At 67.6% G+C, this 20,316-nt stretch carries 17 protein-coding genes; 10 read left to right on the forward strand and 7 right to left on the reverse strand.

All coding sequences use genetic code 11. The annotated features are described in order from the left end of the window. The 4 genes from D5S08_RS03225 to D5S08_RS03240 all read left to right on the forward strand — a co-directional run. A partial coding sequence (locus tag D5S08_RS03225) for a sugar transferase (RefSeq protein WP_175578862.1) occupies window positions 1-162 on the forward strand: 162 nt, incomplete at its 5' end. Between the two features lie 550 nt (window positions 163-712). After that, window positions 713-1,507 carry a WecB/TagA/CpsF family glycosyltransferase gene (locus tag D5S08_RS03230; protein ID WP_162301910.1) on the forward strand — a complete coding sequence of 265 codons (795 nt, stop codon included), beginning with the start codon at window positions 713-715 and terminating at the stop codon, window positions 1,505-1,507. Then, window positions 1,504-2,550 carry a glycosyltransferase family 4 protein gene (locus D5S08_RS03235; RefSeq protein WP_121115526.1) on the forward strand — a complete coding sequence of 349 codons (1,047 nt, stop codon included), beginning with the start codon at window positions 1,504-1,506 and terminating at the stop codon, window positions 2,548-2,550. The genes D5S08_RS03230 and D5S08_RS03235 overlap by 4 nt, the downstream gene beginning before the upstream one ends. Window positions 2,551-2,718: 168 nt before the next feature. After that, window positions 2,719-3,825 carry an acyltransferase family protein gene (locus D5S08_RS03240; RefSeq protein WP_162301911.1) on the forward strand — a complete coding sequence of 369 codons (1,107 nt, stop codon included), beginning with the start codon at window positions 2,719-2,721 and terminating at the stop codon, window positions 3,823-3,825. Here D5S08_RS03240 and D5S08_RS03245 read toward each other — a convergent pair whose 3' ends face one another. The 6 genes from D5S08_RS03245 to D5S08_RS16830 form a co-directional block, all read right to left on the reverse strand. Continuing rightward, window positions 3,826-5,094, reverse strand: coding sequence for a hypothetical protein (locus D5S08_RS03245; protein WP_121115530.1), 1,269 nt, complete (start codon window positions 5,092-5,094; stop codon window positions 3,826-3,828). Beyond that, window positions 5,091-6,449 (reverse strand): O-antigen ligase family protein, encoded by a 1,359-nt coding sequence (locus D5S08_RS03250; RefSeq protein ID WP_121115532.1) that lies wholly within the window; start codon window positions 6,447-6,449, stop codon window positions 5,091-5,093. Before D5S08_RS03250 ends, D5S08_RS03245 begins: the two co-directional genes overlap by 4 nt. Before the next feature lie 140 nt (window positions 6,450-6,589). Further along, on the reverse strand, window positions 6,590-8,992 hold the full coding sequence (locus D5S08_RS03255; RefSeq protein WP_121115534.1) for a GH12 family glycosyl hydrolase domain-containing protein: 2,403 nt from the start codon (window positions 8,990-8,992) through the stop codon (window positions 6,590-6,592). Window positions 8,993-9,173: 181 nt separating this feature from the next. After that, a complete protein-coding gene (locus D5S08_RS03260) occupies window positions 9,174-10,256 on the reverse strand; it encodes a glycosyltransferase family 4 protein (protein WP_121115536.1) in 1,083 nt (360 codons plus the stop codon). A gap of 104 nt (window positions 10,257-10,360) precedes the next feature. Continuing rightward, entirely contained in the window at window positions 10,361-11,440 is a 1,080-nt protein-coding gene (locus D5S08_RS03265) for an acyltransferase family protein (RefSeq protein WP_121115538.1), read from the reverse strand. A gap of 82 nt (window positions 11,441-11,522) precedes the next feature. Then, window positions 11,523-11,735, reverse strand: coding sequence for a hypothetical protein (locus D5S08_RS16830; protein ID WP_162301912.1), 213 nt, complete (start codon window positions 11,733-11,735; stop codon window positions 11,523-11,525). Here D5S08_RS16830 and D5S08_RS03270 point away from each other — a divergent pair. The 4 genes from D5S08_RS03270 (at window position 11,716) to D5S08_RS03285 (ending at window position 17,175) form a co-directional block, all read left to right on the forward strand. After that, window positions 11,716-12,231: a polysaccharide biosynthesis/export family protein gene (locus tag D5S08_RS03270; RefSeq protein WP_162301913.1), complete on the forward strand. Its 516-nt coding sequence runs from the start codon at window positions 11,716-11,718 to the stop codon at window positions 12,229-12,231. The genes D5S08_RS16830 and D5S08_RS03270 overlap by 20 nt on opposite strands. A gap of 17 nt (window positions 12,232-12,248) precedes the next feature. Further along, window positions 12,249-13,583, forward strand: a complete 1,335-nt coding sequence (locus D5S08_RS03275; protein ID WP_121115542.1) for an outer membrane beta-barrel protein — start codon at window positions 12,249-12,251, stop codon at window positions 13,581-13,583. An 8-nt stretch (window positions 13,584-13,591) separates the two neighbouring features. Beyond that, window positions 13,592-15,751, forward strand: a complete 2,160-nt coding sequence (locus D5S08_RS03280; RefSeq protein WP_162301914.1) for a GumC family protein — start codon at window positions 13,592-13,594, stop codon at window positions 15,749-15,751. 119 nt (window positions 15,752-15,870) lie between these two features. Beyond that, window positions 15,871-17,175, forward strand: coding sequence for a sensor histidine kinase (locus tag D5S08_RS03285; RefSeq protein WP_241557197.1), 1,305 nt, complete (start codon window positions 15,871-15,873; stop codon window positions 17,173-17,175). A gap of 105 nt (window positions 17,176-17,280) precedes the next feature. Here the strand turns inward: D5S08_RS03285 and D5S08_RS03290 are convergent, their stop codons facing one another. Continuing rightward, window positions 17,281-18,243: a calcium-binding protein gene (locus D5S08_RS03290; RefSeq protein ID WP_162301915.1), complete on the reverse strand. Its 963-nt coding sequence runs from the start codon at window positions 18,241-18,243 to the stop codon at window positions 17,281-17,283. Between the two features lie 285 nt (window positions 18,244-18,528). Here D5S08_RS03290 and D5S08_RS03295 point away from each other — a divergent pair, with 285 nt between their 5' ends. Beyond that, on the forward strand, window positions 18,529-19,287 hold the full coding sequence (locus D5S08_RS03295) for an alpha/beta hydrolase (protein ID WP_121115548.1): 759 nt from the start codon (window positions 18,529-18,531) through the stop codon (window positions 19,285-19,287). Beyond that, complete coding sequence (locus D5S08_RS03300; protein WP_121115550.1) at window positions 19,284-20,264, forward strand: LLM class flavin-dependent oxidoreductase; 981 nt, start codon at window positions 19,284-19,286, stop codon at window positions 20,262-20,264. Before D5S08_RS03295 ends, D5S08_RS03300 begins: the two co-directional genes overlap by 4 nt. Window positions 20,265-20,316: the final 52 nt, after the last annotated feature.

Below are 20,316 nucleotides of genomic sequence, written 5' to 3' on the forward strand. Positions count from 1 at the left end.
CTGGCGCAGGTGCGCGGCTTCCGCGGCGCGACGGAGAAGGAAAGCGATCTCACCGGGCGGCTGCAGGCCGATCTGGAATATCTGGCGGGCTGGAGCATCTGGCGCGACATCCGCATCATCTTCGCGACCGCTCGTGTCGTGGTCCACGACCGGGCCTTCTGACCGGACCCTGACGGACCTTCATCTGCCCCAGCACTGACCGGCGGAAGGCAGCTATGCTGCACCCCGCCCTGCGCCTGGACCACTCTGCGCCCAGAGTGACCGCGCCCATAATACGCGCCGGTTTCCGGCATGCGAATTTTGCCCACCATGGTGGATCCGGACGCCCGATTGCGCGTTCTTTCGCCGAATCTCGCTTTGTCTGGCGTATGACACGAGTCGTCCGGTTCTGTACCGGCTTGGCACATCGGCAAACCACTGCCTTCGGATCATTGCTCCGCCGGATTGACCTGCTAATTGAAAAGTCACGAGGGTTGGTAATCCGGCTAGTCTTGATAACCGATCTGAAACGTCAGTGCATCAATCCGCAATCTCTTCTTCAATCTTACTTGTCGCCGGAGGCACTATGCGCCGTGACGCCCGATATGCTGAAACGGCTGAAGGCCTTCATGCAAGCGTAGTGCTGAGCACTTCAGGTCACCGCAGCCCTTCACCTGCGACCGCGCAACAGGTCCATGCCTACCCCTTGGCCGTGACACCTGGTCGACCGGACATGCGCGCCGTACCGGACGTGCGCCAGATCCTGGGCGTAAATGTCGCCGCCTTGTCCAGCCCGCAGGCGATCGACCTGATCGTCGACAAGGTTGCGCGGCGGCAATCGGGCATGTTCGCATTCTGCAACGCCCATACGGCAAACCTGGCGAACAGCCGGGCCGATCTGCGGGAGGCGCTGCGCCACGCGACCGTGTTCAATGACGGCATCGGCGTGGATCTCGCCAGCCGCCTGCTGTATGGTGCCAGCTTCCCCGACAATCTGAACGGCACCGATCTTACGCCGGCACTGCTTGACGCCCTGCCGGCCGGAACCCCCGTTTTTCTGCTGGGCAGCCGGCCAGGGGTGGCGCAGGATGCCGCGGCGCTGCTGGAACAGCGCCATGGGATCAGGATTGTCGGCGCCCAACATGGCTACTTCTCCCCGCACGAGGAGCCGCAGATCGTGCGGCAGATTGCCGATTCCGGCGCGAGCCTGGTGATCGTGGCCATGGGCAATCCGTGGCAGGAACTGTGGGCTATGCGCAACCACGCCGCCTTGTCGGCGCCGGTCCTGTGCGTGGGCGCCTTTCTGGACTTTGCCGCCGGGCGTGTCGCCCGCGCGCCGCAGATCGTGCGCAATCTGCGGCTGGAGTGGGGCTATCGCCTGCTGCAGGAGCCGCGCCGTCTGGCCAGCCGCTATCTGCTGGGCAATGGCACCTTCCTGCTGGCGGTGCTGCAGCAGCGCGCGGCACGCCAGGTGATCGCCGATGCGGTGCCCGCGACACAAGGTTGGACGGGACCGAACGAGGAATGAGAATCCTGGTGCTCGGCGGTTCCCCCCGCCATTTCGGCGGGGTGGAGACGTTCTGCAGCCGGGCCATGCAGGCCCTCTCCGACCATCTGCCATCGTCCAAGGTCCGCCACGGCGGCACATATACCGCCTATCTCTCCGCCCGTACCCTGCCTCAGCTGCTCGGCGGCATCGGCGGGGTGGTCCGGTTCCGGCTGGGCGGCCGGGGCGTGGTATGGCTGCAATATGTGAACCTGCCGGATCTTGCCTACATCCTGATCGCGCGGGCGTTGGGCCTGCGGGTGATGGTGACGCCGCATCTGGGCCGCAACTGGCGCTCGCAACGCGATCCCCGGCTGCGCGCGCTCAGCCGCATGCTGCTGGGGCGCGCACAACGGATCGCCTTGCTGGCGCCGACCCAGGCGGAGGAGATCGCCCTGCCGGCTGACGTGCCGCAAAGCGCGATCAGCACCTTTCTGCCCGCCGAAGTGCTGCAGCCGGTCCCGCGCGCGGACGACACCGGACCGCTGCGCCTGCTCCATGCCAGCCGCCTCTCGCGCGAGAAGGGCACGTTCAAGGTGATCGAGGTGGCCGCCGCCCTTCGGGATCGCGGCGTACCGTTCACGCTGGAGATCGCCGGCGGCGCGGACGAGGCGACCTTTGTGCGATTGCGCGCCATGATCGCCGACCACGATCTGGCGGATAGCGTGACCCTGACGGGCCTGATCGCGCCGGCCGCGCTGATGGATCGGCTGCGTGCCAGCGACGTGCTGGTGCATCTGTCGACCATCGATTCCTATCCATTGATCATGCTGGAAGCGCTGGCCTGCGGCATGTTTCCGATCGCTCTGGACCTGGCCGGAGCGCGCGACATCGTCGGCCGGTTTGACGGGCTGATCGTGAATCCGACGGCGGATGTGGCGGAAACGGCTGCCTTCCTGGCGACGGCGGATCCGGACGCGCTGCGCCAGCGGGGGCAGGCGCAGGCCGGCAATGTGCGCGCCGCGCTGGGCTGGCCGACAGCCGCCGCCCAGCTGGCGCAGGCATTGCAACAGACTGCGGATTGAGGGCGGATCCGACCTTGCCGGCGTTTGACCCGTCAGCAGCTCCGCCGTCAGCCCGCCTTCCGGGCGAGGCCGATGATCATCATGCCATGATGTCGCCAACGTGGTAGGCCAGCGTTGCCGGCGGGCCGATCACCTGCAGCCGGCATGCTACAGTACAAGGTTCGGATAATGGCGCCCGCAAGGCCGAAACTGGTTCACCTTCAGACGCTGCGTGGGGTCGCCGCATCCGCAGTGGTCGCCACCCATGCGCTGGAATATCCGATCCGCCGCGGAAACCTGCCGGACGAGACTTACCGGCTGGCCTGGGCATTGGGATGGCTGGGCGTGGCGGTGTTCTTCGTGATCAGCGGGCTGATCATGATCCACAGTGCCCATGGCGAGTTCGGATCGGCCGAGGCGGCCCGCCGCTTCGCCCTGCGCCGCATCGTCCGCGTGGTGCCGCTGTACTGGCTGGCGACGATCCCCTTCGCCCTGGCGCTGGTCGCGCGGGGCGAAGCGCTGACGGCTGACATGATCGTGCGGTCGCTGCTGTTCATCCCCTATGCGGGTGCGGGAATGGAGGCGGCGCGGCCGATCGTGGGCCAGGGCTGGACGCTCAATTACGAGATGCTGTTCTATGCGGTGTTCACGGCCACGCTGCTGCTGCCGCGCCGGGTCGGCCTGCCTGTGCTGATCGGATTCTTCCCGCTGGTGATTGCGCTGCGGTCGCTGGTCTGGCCGTTGGTGCCCTATCGCGATCCGACCAGTCCGCTGCCCTTCTGGTCCGATCCCGTCACCCTGCTGTTCGTGATCGGCCTGCTGATCGGGCTGGTGCAGTTGCGCCGGGTGCGCTGGCACGGCGTGCGGCACCCGATCGCCGCGACGATGCTGGTGCTGGGCGCGGCGATCGCGATCTTCCTGGCGGCGGGCGGCGGCTTTCCGATGCCGATCTGGTGGCAGGCGCTGTTCGCGGTGGCAGGCGGGCTGTCGGTCTGGCTGTGCACCAGCCATGCGGGCCATCGCTTCCCCCGAGCCGGACTGCTGGCAGAAGCGGCGGGCGATGCATCCTACAGCACCTATCTGTTCCATCCGCTGATGCTGATGGTGCTGTATGCCGTGTGGGAACGCACACCGCTGGCGACCATGTCGGCCGGGCCCGTGCTGTTCGTCGCACTGGCGCTGGTCGCGTGCAATCTGGCGGGCTGGCTGATCTTCCGCTGGCTGGAACGGCCGCTGACCCGCTGGCTGGCGGCACGGACCGGGCGCAAGCGCGCGCCGCTTCCCGTGGTGGCCTGATCAGGCGCCCGGCACGCCCCGCAACCAGCGGCGGGCGAAGCGCCAGGTCCACCATAGATAGACCACCGCACCGGCAACGATGCCGCCAATCGACCACAGCGTGCCCGCCAGCAACACCAGCGCGGTGACCGCGACCACGCTGCCCAGCGCGGACCAGACGCTGGCCATGGCCAGGTCGCGGAACTCGCCGGCGGCCTGCAGCAGCACGCTTTCCGGTGTCTGCAGCAGGCGCAGCAGCGCGAACAGCGCCCATAGCAGCGACGCGATCACCAGGAATTGGAGGTCGTAGGCGGGCGGGAACAGCAGGTCGGGCGCCCACAGGAACAGCGCCGCACCGACCGCGATCGTGCCCAGCCAGATGCCGATCAGCGCCAGCCGGAACACCAGCAGCGAACGCGGGATCGCGGCATGGTCGCCGGCGCCGATCGTGCGGGCCAGCATCGGCCGCTCGAAATCGGCCAGGGCGTTCTGCGCCACGTTGACCGGGCGCAGCAGCAGCGCGCTGGCCGCAATGGGGGCGAAGGCGGCGGCGCCGCTGATCGCGGTGACGATATAGACATGGGCGTTGGCGGTCGCTTCCGTGGTCATCACGCCCAGCAGCGCCCAGCGGGACTGGCCCTGCCAGATCGTGCGATAGTCGCGGAGCGCTGCCCGCAGCAGCGCCGGCCGCCAGCCGCCCAGCCGATCGAGGTAGAGCCGGCCGAACGGCACCAGGCCGGCCGCCGCCCCCGCCAGCAGCGCCAGGTAGCATGACAGCTCCACATCCTGCCCCAGCACGCCCGCCAGCAAGGCCAGCACAGCCACCACCACCACGCTGTAGAGCAGGTCCGACATCATCGTGCGCGCCTGCCGGCCATGGACATAGGCAAAGGCGCGCCCGAACCAGCGCAGCAGTGCCACCGCCCCGAACAGGGCAAAGCAGGCGGCACTGATGCGCGGTAGCTCCAGCGCCAGACCCAGCCCGGCAAAGACCGGCACCGACAGGATCGCGCCATGCAGGTTCAGGCGCAGCAGCGTCCCTTCCCCTGCCTCCCGTGCGGCTGCATCGCCACGGGCCAGGAACACCGGCAACGGCGCGCAAAGCAGCGCGCTCCAGATCCCCCAGCTCAGTTGCGTGGCGACCAGCAGGAAGGAGAAGGTGCCGAAGGCGGCGGGCGGCAGCAGCCGCAACAGCACCAGCGCCAGGCCGAAATGGGTGATCGCGACCGCAATCGGCCCGAGCGCTGCCGCGATGTAGCGTCCGGCCTTGTCCGCCAGCCAGTGGTTCATGCCAGTTCGGTTCGGTCTGCACGCACGGGCGGGCGGTGGATGTCGGATCGTCCGGTGACCACCTGGCCCGGTCGCCACCAGCTGCCGCACAGCCGGTTGGTCACCGCCACGGCGATCACGATCATGACCTGTCCGAAATGATCGGGCCACAGGATCGTCGATTCGGTCAGGTTGTGGAACAGGGAGAAGATCAGCACCCCCAGACACACGCCTGCCAGGTCCCGCGCAGCGGCGGGCAGGGTCAGCAGCTTGGCCAATGGCAGCACGAACAGCACGCCTATCGCCAGCACTGCGCCCGGAATGCCGATCTGCATCACCAGATCCAGATAGCCGTTGTGCCCTTCCGCGATCATCGTCGTGATCCAGTGCGACGTGGTGTAGCGGTAGACCGGAGAGGTCGGCCCGACGTTCCAGACCGATCCGAAGCCGGCACCCAGCCAGGGATTGTCCGCGATATAGTCGACCATCACCCGCCAGATCTGGATGCGGCCGGTGAACGCGGCCAGGCTGCTGTCCAGTTCCAGCAGGTATGGGGGCACATAGGTCCACGCCGCCAGTACCGCAGCCGCGCCGCCGATCGCCAGCAGCGGCAGCAGGAACACCCGCCATTGCGGGGTATAGAGCTGGTACAGCCCGCCCGTGACGATGCCGATCCCGACCAGGCCGATCGCGGTCTTGGACTGGGTGCCGTAGAGGAATATTGCCGCCAGCCCGATGCAGCCGATGCGCACCAGCAACGGCAGTCGGCCCACGCCGAAGCATAGCAGGATGATCGTGACCGCCGTAAGCAGCCCAGCGCCGTTCTTTTCCGGCATGATTCCGCGCCAGGCCCCGACAATGGAATCATCCAGGATCACGCCCCGGAAGCGGTGCACCGCCACCGGTACCGTCGCCACCGCCACCAGATTGGCGACCAGCAGCCCCAGCGAGACGTACAGCACCACCGCCAGTGCCCGCCGCGGGCCAAGCATGTCGACCGAGCGGAAACACATCCAGATCACCAGCACCGCCAGCACCAGCCGGCGCAGGCCTACCCCCGGCGCCACCGACCAGCCGAGGCTGGCAACGCACCACGCCAGCAGGATCAGGACCGACACCGGCACGGCCAGCAGCCGCGCCGGCTGGCGCAGCGGATCGGCAGTGACCAGCATGAGGCCCACGCCCACCAGATAGAGCAGCTGGCGCAGCACATTGCCTTCGCCGCTGAAATCGTTGGCGACCAGGATATCGCCCGGCAGCAGGGTCAGTCGCGTGGCGCTGATGAACACCACGCCGCCCAGCACGATGGCGGCCAGCGCCTGGCGCAGATCGTCCAGCGACAGCTCACGCCAGCCGCGCAGGTCAGTTTGTTGCATGGTGGCTCCGGCGGGTTGCGCGGCACGGAGTAGCAGGCGGCCGGATAAGCGGCAATCGCACACGGCGAAGCGGGCGGTCCCGATCTGTGCCAGAACCGCCCGCCAGATGCTTGTGCCTGCCCCGCCCCGCGCGGCCGGGATCAGGCGATCATCAGGTCGCCGCTTCCCAGCATCAGGTTCGCCGCCAGCTGGGCTACGCTCACCGCAGCACCGGCGCCGGCCCCGTCGGCATCGAACAGCACCATGCCGCTGGCCGCATCATAGGTCAGCGTGGCGGCACCTGAGCCGAAAGCCGTGCTGGCAGCGATGACATCGCCGCCGCCGCCCAGATCCAGCACCAGCCTGTCCTGCCCGGCGGTGAAACCGTCGACCGTCACGGGCTGGTCGCCGGCGGTGAGATGGATGATGTCGGTGCCGTAGCTGGCGATCACGTGATCGGCGCCGCCGCCGGTCAGCACCAGGTTGCGCCCCGCCGCCAGGTGCAGCGTGTCATCGGCCGCCGTGCCGTAATAGGTGCGGCCCGTCATTGCCCAGGCGCTGTCGAAATCGGCCTGCACGGTCACTCCGTCCGCCTGTACCCAGCGCTGTTCGGCGCCCAGGAAGCGGTCATTGCCGTCATGATGCCGCACGGTTAGCACGCCATCCGCATCCATCGTCGCCACGGTGTATCGGTCCAGCGCACCATCGACGCCGCGCTGCTCGACCCGCGTGAGCCCGCCCTTGGGGCCCGTCACTTCAACCGTACTGCCGGTCAGGCTGCCATCGGCTGCGTAGTAGCTGGTGGTGGTGGCATTGCCGGACACCGTCTGCAGCTCCCGCCCGGCCACCTGCCATTCGGCATCGTACAGCAGGGTCTCCGTGCTGCCCGCGCCGCGCTGAAATTCGTGCGCGAAGCTCAGCAGCGCGCCAGTGCTGTCGTAGGACGCGAGGCCCAGCGCATCGCCCTGCTGGAAGACGGCGTCGTGTCCGGTCTGCACCCCCTTGGCATCGAAGTGCTTGGTGAAGACATGGCCGTCCGGCGCGGTGACGATGATGTCCCAGCCGGTCAGCGTACCGGCGGTGTCGTACTGGCGGATCAGGGGATCGCCCACGGCATCCTCATGCTGGCTGGTATAGCCGGTCAGCAGGCCGAACTCGTCATGCACGGCCGTCAGCCCCGGCGTGCCTGCGTCGGGGTTCGGCGCCTGCACATCCAGAACCTGCGCGCCCGTGCCGTCCACCAGGGTGGTCGTCAGCGTCCCGTCCGCACCCTTGGCGGTCATCTCGATATCGAAGGCATTGATCGCCAGCGATCCGACACCGCCGATGATCTCCGCCCCGAAATGCACGGAGGCGAGCCATTCTTCCTGGCTCACGATGCCCAGCTGCTCCAGCTCCGCGAACAAGGCGACCAGATCGATCGTGCCGGCCATCAGGTCGTCCGCCAAGATCACCGCGGTGTAGGTGCCGACATGCCAGACCTCGGCATCGATGCCGTTGACCTGGAATTCGCCGACCTTGTCGCCCCAGGGCTGGAATTCGTGCGCATGGGTCCAGATCATGATCTCGTTGGTGACCTCGCCCCCGCCGCCATGCGGCACGCTGGTCAGCCAGATGTCGTAGGCGATGTTGAAGCTGCCCGTGCTGCCCGCCATGGTCGTGTCGAAGCTGGTGGTCAGCGACTGGATGGATGACAGCTGCACGGGAAAGGTGCGGGTCGTGTCCGCCGCATTGATCACGTCGCCGAACGGCGCCGCGCCGAAGAAGACCTCCGGATAGCCGCGCACCGGGGCGTGGGGATCGGTCGTGGCCGGGAAATCCCAGTGGAACGTCGTCGCGGCGGAAACGTCGTTCGGGTCGTATGTGCTGTCGATGAAGAAATCGACATTGGGGGTCAGGCCGTGGGCACCCCAGACATTGTTGTGCACATACAGGCCGTTGGCCGCGGCCGTGCCTTCGCCGTTGATCCGGCCCAAACCTTCGGGGGTGGGTCCGCCCACGCTGGAATAGCCGAAATCGGCGGCCTGCAGATCGGCCAGCGCAATGCCGGCCAGCACCAGCGTCTCCCCGGCACCCAGCGTAATCGACACGTCGGCCCCGGCCTGCGTGGCCGCGCCCATGATCGCCGCGAAGCTGGTGAAGCCATAACCTTCCAGCCGGATCGTATCGAAGCCGGAGGTGAAGCCGACCAGCGTATCGCTGCCATTGCCGGCTTCCACCACGAACAGGTCGGCCGAGGCACCGCTATACAGCGTATCGTTGCCGCCCTTGCCGTTCAGCGTCGCCATCACCGGGCCGCCGTGGATCTCGTTGGCGGTGCTGTTGCCGGTGCCTGCGATGCTGCCCATCGTGGTCAGCCACAGCACCTCGAACCCTTCGGGCATCGTGATCGCGCCCCAGAAGCCGGCATAAAGGGTGTCGTGACCTTCACCGTCCTGTTCGACCGGCCGCGAAGTCGCCGACCAGAGATAATAAACATCGTCACCTAGACCGCCAATCAAAAGCGTGTCGTCACCACCGTGAAACAAATCATTCCCTGCAGAACCATTAATGACTTCAGTCATCGTCTAACTCCTCGAAAGTCGCCACTTTTCGGGGTTTAGGATCGAGGGGTATGAGTTAAGTCTACATTGTCAGTTAACCCAATTTAGTGCCTCTTAATGATCCATGTTGCGTGGCCCTATTAACCTAGGTGCTTTCCGCTAATGGTCCATGTTCGCCAGGGCACCAAAAGGCCCAGTGAAATCAATAGTCTGCCAGCATACGCTGGGCGATCTGCTGCCAATCGAGCCGTTCCTCGGCGGTCCGGCGGGCGCCCGCCTGCAATTGCCGCCGCAGATCCGCATCCGCTGCCAGCCCGGCCAGCGCCTCCGCCAGGCCGTCGGCATCGCCCGGCTCCACCAGCAGGCCGTTGACGCCATGCTGGATGGTGTCGGGAATGCCGCCCACGCGGGAGGCCACGGCGAAGCGGCCATTGCCCATCGCCGCGGCCAGGACGCCGCTCTGCGTGGCGCTGTGATAGGGCAGCACCAAGGCGTCGGCCGCGCCGATCTTGTCGATCACCTGGGCAGAGGAGATGTAGCCCGGCGTGACGGTGACCCCGGGCAAGGCGGCGAAATCGGCGCCCAGCCGGTCCAGCTCCGGTCCCGACCCCGCCAGCTCCAGCGCGGCCGGCACGCCCCGGGCCGCCAATTGCCGCCATGCCGCCAACAGCACGTCCAGCCCCTTATACGCCTCCATGCGGCCGAACATCAGCACCCGGAACTCCGCTGGCGGGGGCACCGGCGCGCCGGAAAGGATGGTGCCATGCTCCGTCAGGCGCAGGCGCGCATCGCGATGCGGGGCGGGGAGGTATTCCTGCAGATATTGCGTCGCGCAGGATGGCCCGTGCACGAACAGGCGCTGCACGCGGGCGCGGGTGAACCGCCGCACGGGCGCCAGGCGCGCGGCCACCCTGGCATCGCGCCCGGAATGGGGCACGGCATCGTGGATCGTCAGCGCGGTGCGACAGAACGGGCCGGCCAGCGTGACCGTCACCGCCGCCATCACTGCCTTCACCAGGCCGGACGGCTCCTGCCAATGCAGCACCTGCGGGCGGAAACGCGCGATCGCCAGCGCCAGCCCCGGCAGCTCGGCCGCGCCGAAGCGGCAATGGCGCAGCGTCACCCCGGGCGCCGCAGGGCGCGACCGATCGGCATAGTCGGCGTCGAGCCGCCCCGTATCCACCACCAGCAACACCGCCGCATCGCGCGCCAGCGCCCGCGCCAGCAGGAAGGCATATTCCTCGAAATGCGGGGCGATCATCACGATCCGCCGAATGCTGGTCATATTTTCCCCCGGAATGGCAGTGCCGAAACTTCATGCCTGGCGGCGCCTGTGACTGGCTCTGCGCCAGCTTGCCGCCACGCTCAAGCGGCAAGAGCAGCCGCGGGTCAGGGCGCTGCCTGCATCCCCAGCCGGCTGGCCATGCCCGGCGCACCGCGCGGCCGCAGCAGACGTTGCAGCGGCGCCTCCACCAGCAGGAACACCGCCGCGCCGGCAAGGCAGCAGCCGATCACCGCCACGATGCCGAAGCCCAGCAAGCCCTGTTCCCCCGCCGGCCCCAGCGCCTGCCACCCTCGCGTAATGGCCGCAAGGCACATGGGATGCACAAGATACAATGAGTAGGACGACGTCCCCAGCGCATGCAGCAGCCCCAGGCGTGGTACCCGGTTGTGCAGTTCTAGCGCCAGCGTACCCGACAGGATTGCCGCGGCCGGCAACCCCCAGGCAACGAAACGCGGCCAGCCCGGCTGCAGCACCGGCAGCGCCAGCAGCGCTGCCAGCCCGGCCGCCACCAGCAGTCCGGCAACGTGGGCGGGCAGGCGTTGCAGCAGGTCCGTGCGGGTGAACAGCCAGCCGATCGCCAGGCCATAGGCGAACTCCAGCAGGATCGGCGCGGTATAGAAGCCGGGGAGACTCGCCGGCGGCACCCGCAGCATCGACCCGGCGACGACCACCAGAGCCAGTCCGCCCAGCGCGCTCACGATGCGCGCGCGCCCCGCCAGCGGCAGGGCCAGCGCGAACAGCAGGTAAAAGTACATTTCGTAGTTCAGGGTCCAGCCGGGAATCACCAGCGGTTCCAGCGCCGGCGTCACCGGATGGGGCCAGGCGACGAACAGATAGGACGCGGTCACATGGGCGGCATCGAACCGCGCGGTCTGCAGCAGGCCGGGCGCCAGCAGCAGCAGGATCAGGGTAAAAGTCGTCACCGCCCAGTACAGCGGCACCAGCCGGATGATGCGCTGCCTGAGGAACTGCAGCGGCGTCTGCGGGCGCAGATCGGTGGTGATCCACATGATGCAGCCGCTGATCACGAAGAAGATGTCGACCCCGCCGGCCAGCCCGGTGGGCCAGCCTCCGGAATAGCCCATCCGGGCGAGCGGAGGCAGGAGGTGGAAGACCACGACCATCAGCGCCGCGATGCCGCGCAGATGTTGGATGCCGACCAGTTCGCCAGCCTTCCTCCGCATGATCTCTGGCCCTTCCGCTACGATGCACCGGCCCGTAGCCCGCCGGATCCAGGGGCGCAAACAGTTGCAGGTCAGTGCATTTTCATTCCGCGCCAAAATGAAGCAGTCCTGTCGCGGCCCGGCGCAGCACGGCGCCCTTGCTTGCCAAGGCGGAAGCCGAGGCGTAGGAAATTGCCGTTCTGTTCGCTTTCTTGATGCGTTCCGGAAAACTGGGGGTCTGTTCAGTGCGTGTCTTGATTTGCTTACTGGCCTTTCTGGTCAGCAGCTGCGCATCCTTGGGCGCCGATACCACCATCGCCAGCGGTCCGCGCTATTCCGATCGGGTGGTGGATGACGGTTACCAGCTGGGCGTGGGCGATCGGGTCCGGGTAACCGTCTATCGCGAAGAAAACCTGTCGGGCGAATTCCCGGTGGGCCCGGCAGGCACCATCTCCGTGCCGCTGATCGGGGCCGTTCCGGTAACCGAACAGACCGCCGACGCCGTCGCGGAGGCCATCCGCACGCGCCTGGCGGATGGATACCTGAAGGACCCGCGCGTCAATGTCGAACTGGTCACGCTGCGCCCGTACTACATCCTTGGCGAGGTGGGCCAGCCTGGTCGGTATGAGTTCGCCACCGGGCTGACTGCGATGAACGCGATTGCCACCGCCGGCGGCTTCACGCCCCGGTCGGAGAAGCGGGTGCTGTATATCCGGGAAGCCGGCGCCGCGGGCGAGCAGGCCTATCGCCTGTCGGCCGACCTGCGCATCTGGCCGGGCGACACGCTGCGCATCGGCGAACGGCTGTTCTAGGCAACGGCCCGGCAATCATGATCACCAGAACGACCGGCCGCCTCCGCCAGCGCGGATCACGCCTGTGTGCCTTGCTGCTGGCGGCCTGCTGCGCCCCGGCCGCACAGGCGCAAGGGCAGGCGCTGGTGCAGGACGGGATCATCATCGATCCGGTGCTTCCCTTCGACTTCGATCAGGGTCGCAACACGTCCCTGCGCGAACAGGTCATGATGGAGAACGGCCCGCTGGGCATTAGGCGCGGCACGTTGCTGATCCTGCCGCGGGTCTCCACCGGTGTGGGCGCGTCGAACAATCCTTTCCTGGCTGGCGGCGATCCCGATGGCGATGTCTTCGTGCGCGTCAATCCGAGCGTCGACGTGCGCACCGACTGGGCGCGCCACCGCCTCAATCTGAACGCTTCCGCCGTCCTGACCCGTTATGCGCGGGAGGATCGGCTGAACCGGACCGAATGGAACCTGGGCGCCAGCGGCCTGCTGAATGTCGGCGATTACGGCACTGTGGAGGCGGAGGCGCGCGTGTCCCGCGTGCAGGAGGAGCCCTACACCAGCGGGCTCGACGCCTCGACCGCGATCCTGTCACGGTTTCGCCGCGGCTTCGGCGCTCTGCGCGCCGCGCGCCAGGTGGGCCGCACCCGCTTCAGCGCCACCGCCGCGCTGGAGGATTACAGCTACGACGATCTGGAAGCCGGCGATGGCACGGTCATCAGCCAGGGCGCGCGCAACCGGCGCGACTGGACGGGTGCGGGCCAGGCCGAATACGCCTTCTCTCCCGGCGCGGTCGGCTATGTGCAGGGAAGCTATGTGGTCATCGACTACCAGCTGCCCGGCACCCCGCTGGCGCCGACGCGCGACGGCCAGAGCTGGCGCCTGCTGGCGGGCCTGAATGCGGACCTGCCCGGCCGTCTGCGCGGCACGATCGCCGCCGGCTACACCCGCCGCAGTTTCGACGACCCGACCTACGACCCCGTTTCCGGCTTCTCCGCGCAAGGGGAAGTGACCTGGTTCGCCGACCCGCTGACCAATGTCACCCTGCTCGGCCGCCGGTTGCTGCAGGAGGCGCCGATCGGCGGTGACGCCTTTTTCGAAAGCAGCGCCCGGCTGTCGGTCGACCGATCCGTCCGCCGCAACCTGCTGCTGGGTGTGTCCGGCTATCTGGGCAAGATCGAATATGGGCGCTCCCCGGTCGACTTCCGGGTTCGCCAGGCCGGCGCATCGGCCGAATATTTCGCCCCGCGCTGGTACGATGTGCGGCTGGGGCTGACCTGGACCAGACGCAATGCCCGGCCCGCCACGATCGGCGTGGCGGATTTTGACGAACTCGCCGCGTTGCTGACGCTGACGATCCATCCATGAGGACGGCCATGACCACCGACAGCTTCGACGCACAGGACAGGACCGAAACCCCGCGGGCGGGCCGTGAGCGGGCCCCGCGTACCGCAGGCGCCCTGATCGGCGGCCTAGGTGGCGCGCTGCGCCGCCGCTGGAAGCTGGCGGCTGCCGTCGCGGCGATCGTGCTGGCCGTCGCGCTGGCCGCGATCATGAGCATGTCGCCCGATTACCAGGCGGTGTCGCGCATCCGGGTCGACCCTTCCCTCAACCCGATGGAGCAGGAAGGCGCGCAAAGCGTGCTGAACGCCGAGGCGATCGAGACCGAGACGGGCCTGATGTCCTCCCGCGCGCTGGCCGAAGCGGTGGTACGCGACCTGGAGCTGTATCGCGATCCTGAATTCGCCGGCGACGATGCACTGGCGGCCGGGCCGCCATCGGCCGCACTGATCTCCCGCACCGTCAATGCCGTGCGCCGCCGCACCGGCATCGGCCGCGACCAGCTGAGCTACATCATCTCCCTGTCGTTCAAGTCCGAGGATCCGGAAAAGGCGGCCGAGATCGCCAATGCTTTGGTCGAAACCTATATCGACCTGCGCGCACGCTCTTCTTCCGGCACGTCCGAACGGCAGGCCGGCTTCTTCCGCGAACGGCTGACCGAACTGGCGAGCGAAGTCACCGTGGCCGAAAGCCGCCTGGCCAATTACCGCGCCAGCACCGGCCTGCCGCAGACCGGCAGCTCGGGCACGGTCGCCGACCAGCAGATCACCACCTTGTCCAGCCAGCTCGCCTCCGCCGAAGGCGAGGCGGCATCGGCCCGTTCCAACGCGCAGGTCGCCAGTTCGCAGCTGGCCAGCGGCAATGTGGACGCGGTCGCCGCGGTGCAGGGTTCCAACGTCATCCGCGACCTGCGCAACCAGCGGGCGGAGATCCTGCGCGAAAAGGGCGAGATCGAAACCCGTTACGACAGCCGCCACCCCGAAGCGATCCGGGTGCGCGACCAGCTGGCGGAAATCGACCGGCAGATCCTGGACGAAGGACAACGGGTGGTCACCTCCCTGCAGGCCCAGGCGCGCGCCGCCAGTGCCGAAGTGGGTGCCCTGCGCAGCCGCATGTCCTCGCTCGAGGGCCAGCGGGCCACCAACACCCGCGCCTCGGCAGAGGCCGAGCGGCTGGAGCGGGATGCCGCCAGCGCCCGCGCGCAATATGACCGCATGAACGAACTGTCGCTGGAAAGCACGCAGTCGAGCGGTGCCGTGATCACCCAGGTGGAAGTGGTCGACGCGGCCGAGCCGCCGGTCAGCCCCGACGGGCCGCCGCGCTCCGTGCTGCTGGCGCTGGCCATGATGGTCGCCGCAGGATCGGGCATCGGCTGCGCGCTGGCGGTGGAGATGTCCCGCGGCGGCCTGCGCACGATCGACGATTTCGAGAGCGTGCTGGGCCTGCGCCTGCTCGCGTCCATTCCGCTGGCGGGTCGGCGCGGCTTGCGCGGAAAGACCCGCCACGATCCGGACCCGGCCGATACGATCACCGCCAATCGCGCGACCCTGTATATCGAGGCGATCCGCAACCTGCGCGCCTCCCTGTCCCGGGCCGGTGGCGGCAAGGGCAAGGTGGTCGCCTTCACCTCCGCCATTCCGGGCGAAGGCAAGACGGAGACGGCGCTGTCCTATGCCCGGCTGCTGGCGATCAACTCGACCCGCGCGCTGCTGATCGATTGCGACCTGCGCAATGGCCGCGTGTCGCGTCGGCTGCCGCATCGGCCCGAACAGGGGCTGGTGGAGCTGCTGGGGGGCGAGATCACGCTGGAGCAGGCCGTGACGATCGACGAGACGTCCGGTCTCGCCACCCTGTCCGTCGCCGCCGCACACTTCACCAGCCAGGATCTGTTCGAAGGCCCCGCCATGGCCGAGCTGCTGGACCGCGCGCGCCGGGAATATGATCATGTCGTGCTCGACCTCCCGCCCGTGCTGGCGGTGGCCGATGCGCGCACCATCGCCCGCCATGCCGATGGCGTCTGCGTGGTGGTCCGCTGGGGTCACACAAAGCCGGACGCCACGATCCAGGCGGTGGACCAGCTGCGTGATGACGGCGTCACCATCCTGGGCGGTGCCTACACCATGGTCGATCCCGACGCGCCGGTGATGGCGGGGGGTTACTTCACCGGGGCGCTGTACCGCAGCTATTTCGGCTGACGGCTGGCGGTCGGGGGCGCCGGTCCGCCCCGCGACGGTTGGTTGACCTTGCACCTGTAAGCTGGGATCGTGCCTGCGGAGACAATCGGCACGATAGCTGAAGATAGGATGCAAAGGCGGTGCCACGGTTCCAGTATCCGCGCTATGCCGTCCTGATCGGATGCGTCTTCCTGGCCCTCTGCCTGGTGCAGCTGGCCGGGAGCCTGATGTTCTACCAGATCATCGACCGCCAGACCCTGCGCGACGATCATGCACGCCGGGTGGCCGAACTGCTGGTGGTCAGCGACCGCCTGCACGGGATCGCCCCCGACCAGACGGCCCGCAGCATGACGACCAGCCATCTGGTGGCGGAGATCTCGTCGACACCCCGGGTCACGCGCCGCCCGCGGGACGAGATGCTGGTCGATATTGCCAGCCGGATCGTCGCGTGGGAGCCGGCCCTCGCTGATCGAGCGCTGCATCTCACGCTGGTGCCCACCAGCCGGAACAGCAAGGATCTGATCGGGTCGTTGCAGCTGTCGGACGGAACCTGGCTCAACTTCCAGTCGCATGACATTTCCACGATGTGGCCGGTGGCCTGGCGCGCCAACGTCCTCACCTTCGTCCTGGCCGTTGCAATCCTCGGCATCGGGCTGGCGGTGCTGAACCGGCTGGGCGCGCCGCTGCGCCGGTTGACCAATGCCGCCGGCGCCATCGGCCACGGGCGGGAGGTCGCCATCGACGAGAGCCATGGGCCCCGCGATCTGCGCGACCTGGCCCATGCGATGAACGTGATGCAGGAACGGATCGCCCGGCTGCTGCAGGATCAGGCGCGATCGTTCGAGGCGATCAGCCATGATCTGCGCACGCCCCTCGCCCGGCAGAAGATCGCCGCCACCTTTGTCGAGGATGAGGAAGTCGCCGCGATCATCGCCGGCAGCGCGACCGAGATGGACGATCTGCTGACATCACTGCAGAACTACCTGCGCGCGCAGCACCTCGATGCATCGCCGGAGCCGGTCGAACTGAAGACCTTCCTCGAAGAACAGCTGCAGGCCTTTGGCGATGCCGTCACGATCGCCGGTTGCGACGATGCCTGGGTGACCACCTATCGCGAACCGCTCGCCCTGGCGGTACACGCGTTGGCGGAGAACGCCGTGCGGCATGCCGGGGCGGCGCAGATCGCGATCGAGCAGCGCGAAGGAGCGTGGGTCATCGCCATTGCCGACCTGGGGCCCGGCATTCCGCAAAGCTATTTCGAGGCGATCCTGCAGCCATTCTTCCGCCTGGATGCCGCCCGGCAGCGCAACACGAAGGGGTTCGGTCTGGGCATCCCGACCGCGCATCACCTGATGATGCGCTTCGACGGTGCGCTGACCTTCGAATCGCCTGCGGGTGGCGGGCTGGTCGCGCGGCTGCAGGTGCCGGTGGCCGATTTGGGCTGAGCGCAACGGTCGGCCGGTGGAGCGACACGGCCTGCGAAAAGCGGATACGAAAAGGCCGGGGCGCGCCTCTCGGCGGCCCCGGCCCTTGCCGGATCGACGAACCGATCAGCCGAAATAGGCGGTCAGGTCGGTCGTGAACGCATCCATGACCAGCACGGTGCTGCCATCGGTGAAGGTCAGGGTCGTGCCCGTCGCGCCAACCGACAGCGACTTGAACGCCTGGCCATCCTCGAACGCGATGGTGTCGCGGAACAGGCAGAACTGGGTCAGCACGTCCTGGCCCGAATTGCAGCCGAACACGACGGTGTCGATGCCTTCGCCGGTGCTCATGATGTCGTTGCCGGTGCCGCCGAACAGGATGTCGTCACCCTCGCCGCCGATCAGCTTGTCATTGCCGGCGCCGCCATACAGCTTGTTGCCGTCGCCGCCGAAGGTGCTGAGCGTGTCGTTCCCGTCGCCGCCATACAGGAAGCTCGCGCCCATCTTGTTGTGGATGTAGGCGGTCAGCGTGTCGTTGCCGCTTTCGCCGTACAGCACGTTCACCAGGCTGTCCTGCGTGGAACCATAGCCGCGCGCGGTGATGGTGTCATTGCCAGAGCCGCCCTCGGCGTAGTTGTAGCCGGTCGATCCGTCATTGCTGCGCAGCGTGTCGGCCGACAGGTAGATCGTGTCGTTGCCCGAACCGCCGAATGCCTTGTTCGTGATGTGGCCGTCCGAATTCTCGATCGTGGCTTCGAGATGGATCGTGTCGTTGCCCGAACCGCCAGTTGCGATCATTTCGGACTTCGTGGTGCGGCAACCGGTGGAATCCAGCATGTAGCTGTATCCTTCGATGGTGTCGTTGCCGTCACCACCGTCCAGCAAGATGCCAGTGTAGCTGGCGGCGCTGGCAGCCTGGACAAACAGCTTGTCGTTGCCGCTGCCACCAGATTGCCAGGCGCGCACGTCGCGCGTGTAGTTATAGCCGAAGAGCATGGTGGTGTTGAGAACGTCATCACCGCCATTGCCGAACAGCGACGTGTTGTTGTGCGTGCTGGTCAGCCGGTCATCACCACCGAGACCGATCAATATCTGCCAATCAAAGCAGCTGCGAAGCGTGAGATCTCTGTTCAAGAAAGAAAACATCGGCCATCCCCTGGTACAACAACGTCTGACTTGCCGTTAGCAAAACAAGATGCAGCTGCAAGTAAGACGCTGCAGTAGCCATGTTCCATATCGGGACGGGATGATTTGCGGAATACTCAGCCAGCTGGTCCGATCTTTGCTTGGCCGCGCAGGGCCGGGCTTGAAGGGGGATCCGTTGGGCTGCCGCGCGCCCTTGCCGATGGCCTCGCCCGCCTCCATCTGCCCGCCATGGCCGATCCTGCCTTCTTCGCCATGCCGGATGGCCGCCGCATCGCCTACCGGCTGGTGCGCGGCGCCCGCTCAGGCTCCGGCAGCGCTACCGTGCTGTTCCTGCCGGGCTACATGTCCGACATGAGCGGCGGCAAGGCGACGGCGCTGTTCGAACAGGCGCAGGCGGCCGGCCATGGCTGCCTGCTGCTGGATTACAGCGGCTGCGGCCTGAGCGACGGCGATTTCGCCGCCGGCAGCTTGACCCACTGGGCGGACGAGGCGGTCGCACTGGCAGGGGCGCTGACCGATGGTTCGCTGGTGCTGGTCGGATCGTCCATGGGCGGCTGGCTGATGCTGCTGGTGGCGTTGCGGCTGCAGAGCCGTGTGGCCGGGCTGGTCGGCATCGCGCCCGCGCCCGACTTCACCGACTGGGGCTTCGACGCGGCCGAGCAGGCGCAACTGGCCGCAGGCGAGACGCTGCTGCGTCCCAACGCCTACGGCCATCCGCCGACGCCCACGCATCCCCTGTTCTGGGCGGACGGACAGGCCAATCGCCTGCTGGATGCCCCTATTGCCCTCACCTGCCCGGCCCGGCTGCTGCACGGCCAGGCGGATGAGGTGGTGCCTCCGGCGCTGTCGCTGCAGCTGGCTGAACGGCTCGCCAGTGCGGATGTGCAGGTCACGTTGATCAAGGGCGGCGACCACCGCCTGTCCGCCCCCGAACAGATCACCCTGCTGCTGCGCAATGTCGCCGGCCTTATCGAAAGCATCCCATGACCACGCTCTCCGTCCTCGATCTCGTTCCCATCCGCGAAGGCGAAGGCGCTGGCGAGGCCCTCGCCGCCGCGGCCCGCCTGGCCCAGGTGGCGGAAGAATCCGGCTATCACCGGTTCTGGGTGGCGGAGCATCACACCATGAACGGGATCGCCGGCGGCGCCACCTCCGTGGTGCTGGCGCATATCGGCAATGCCACCCGCACCATCCGCATCGGATCGGGCGGGATCATGCTGCCCAATCACAGCCCGTTCCTGATCGCGGAGCAGTTCGGCACGCTGGATGCGCTGTTCCCCGGCCGGATCGACCTGGGCCTCGGCCGTGCGCCCGGGGCCGGGCCGGTGCTGGGGCAGGCGCTGCGCAAGGATCTGCACCGGGCGGCGGAGGCCTTCCCGCAGGACGTGCTGGAGCTGCGCGCGCTGCTGACCGGCGATACCGACCTGCCGATCGCCGCCACGCCGGGCCTGGGCGCGCAGGTGCAGATGTGGCTGCTCGGCTCCAGCCTGTTCGGCGCGCAGCTGGCCGCGCGGCTGGGCATGCCTTACGCCTTCGCCAGCCATTTCGCGCCAGATCACCTAGATCAGGCCCTGTCCGTCTATCGCAGCCAGTTCCGCCCCTCCGTCGCACTGGAGCAGCCCTATGTCGCTGCCGCCATGAACGTGTTCGCCGCGGAGACCGATGCGGAGGCGCAACTGCTCGCCACCAGCCAGGAACAGTCCTTCGTGCGCCTGCGCAGCGGCGATCCGGGCAAGCTGCCGCCGCCAGTGCCGCATTACCGCGACACGGCCCCGCCAGCGGCGCTGGCGATGATGGAACACATGATGAAGATCCGCGCCGTCGGCAGCCCGGCCACCGTGCGCGCCGCGATCGGCCGCTTTGTCGAACGGACAGGCGCGGACGAGATCATCGTGGCCGGCGCAACCTTCGATCCCGCCGCCCGCGAAGAGTCTCTGCGGTTGACGAAAGCCGCGCTCGGCTGACAGGACGCGGGAACGATAAAGTAACAGCGGCGTGACATAATCGTGCGAACAG

The organism is Croceibacterium ferulae (genome assembly GCF_003660445.1).
Classification (GTDB): domain Bacteria; phylum Pseudomonadota; class Alphaproteobacteria; order Sphingomonadales; family Sphingomonadaceae; genus Croceibacterium; species Croceibacterium ferulae.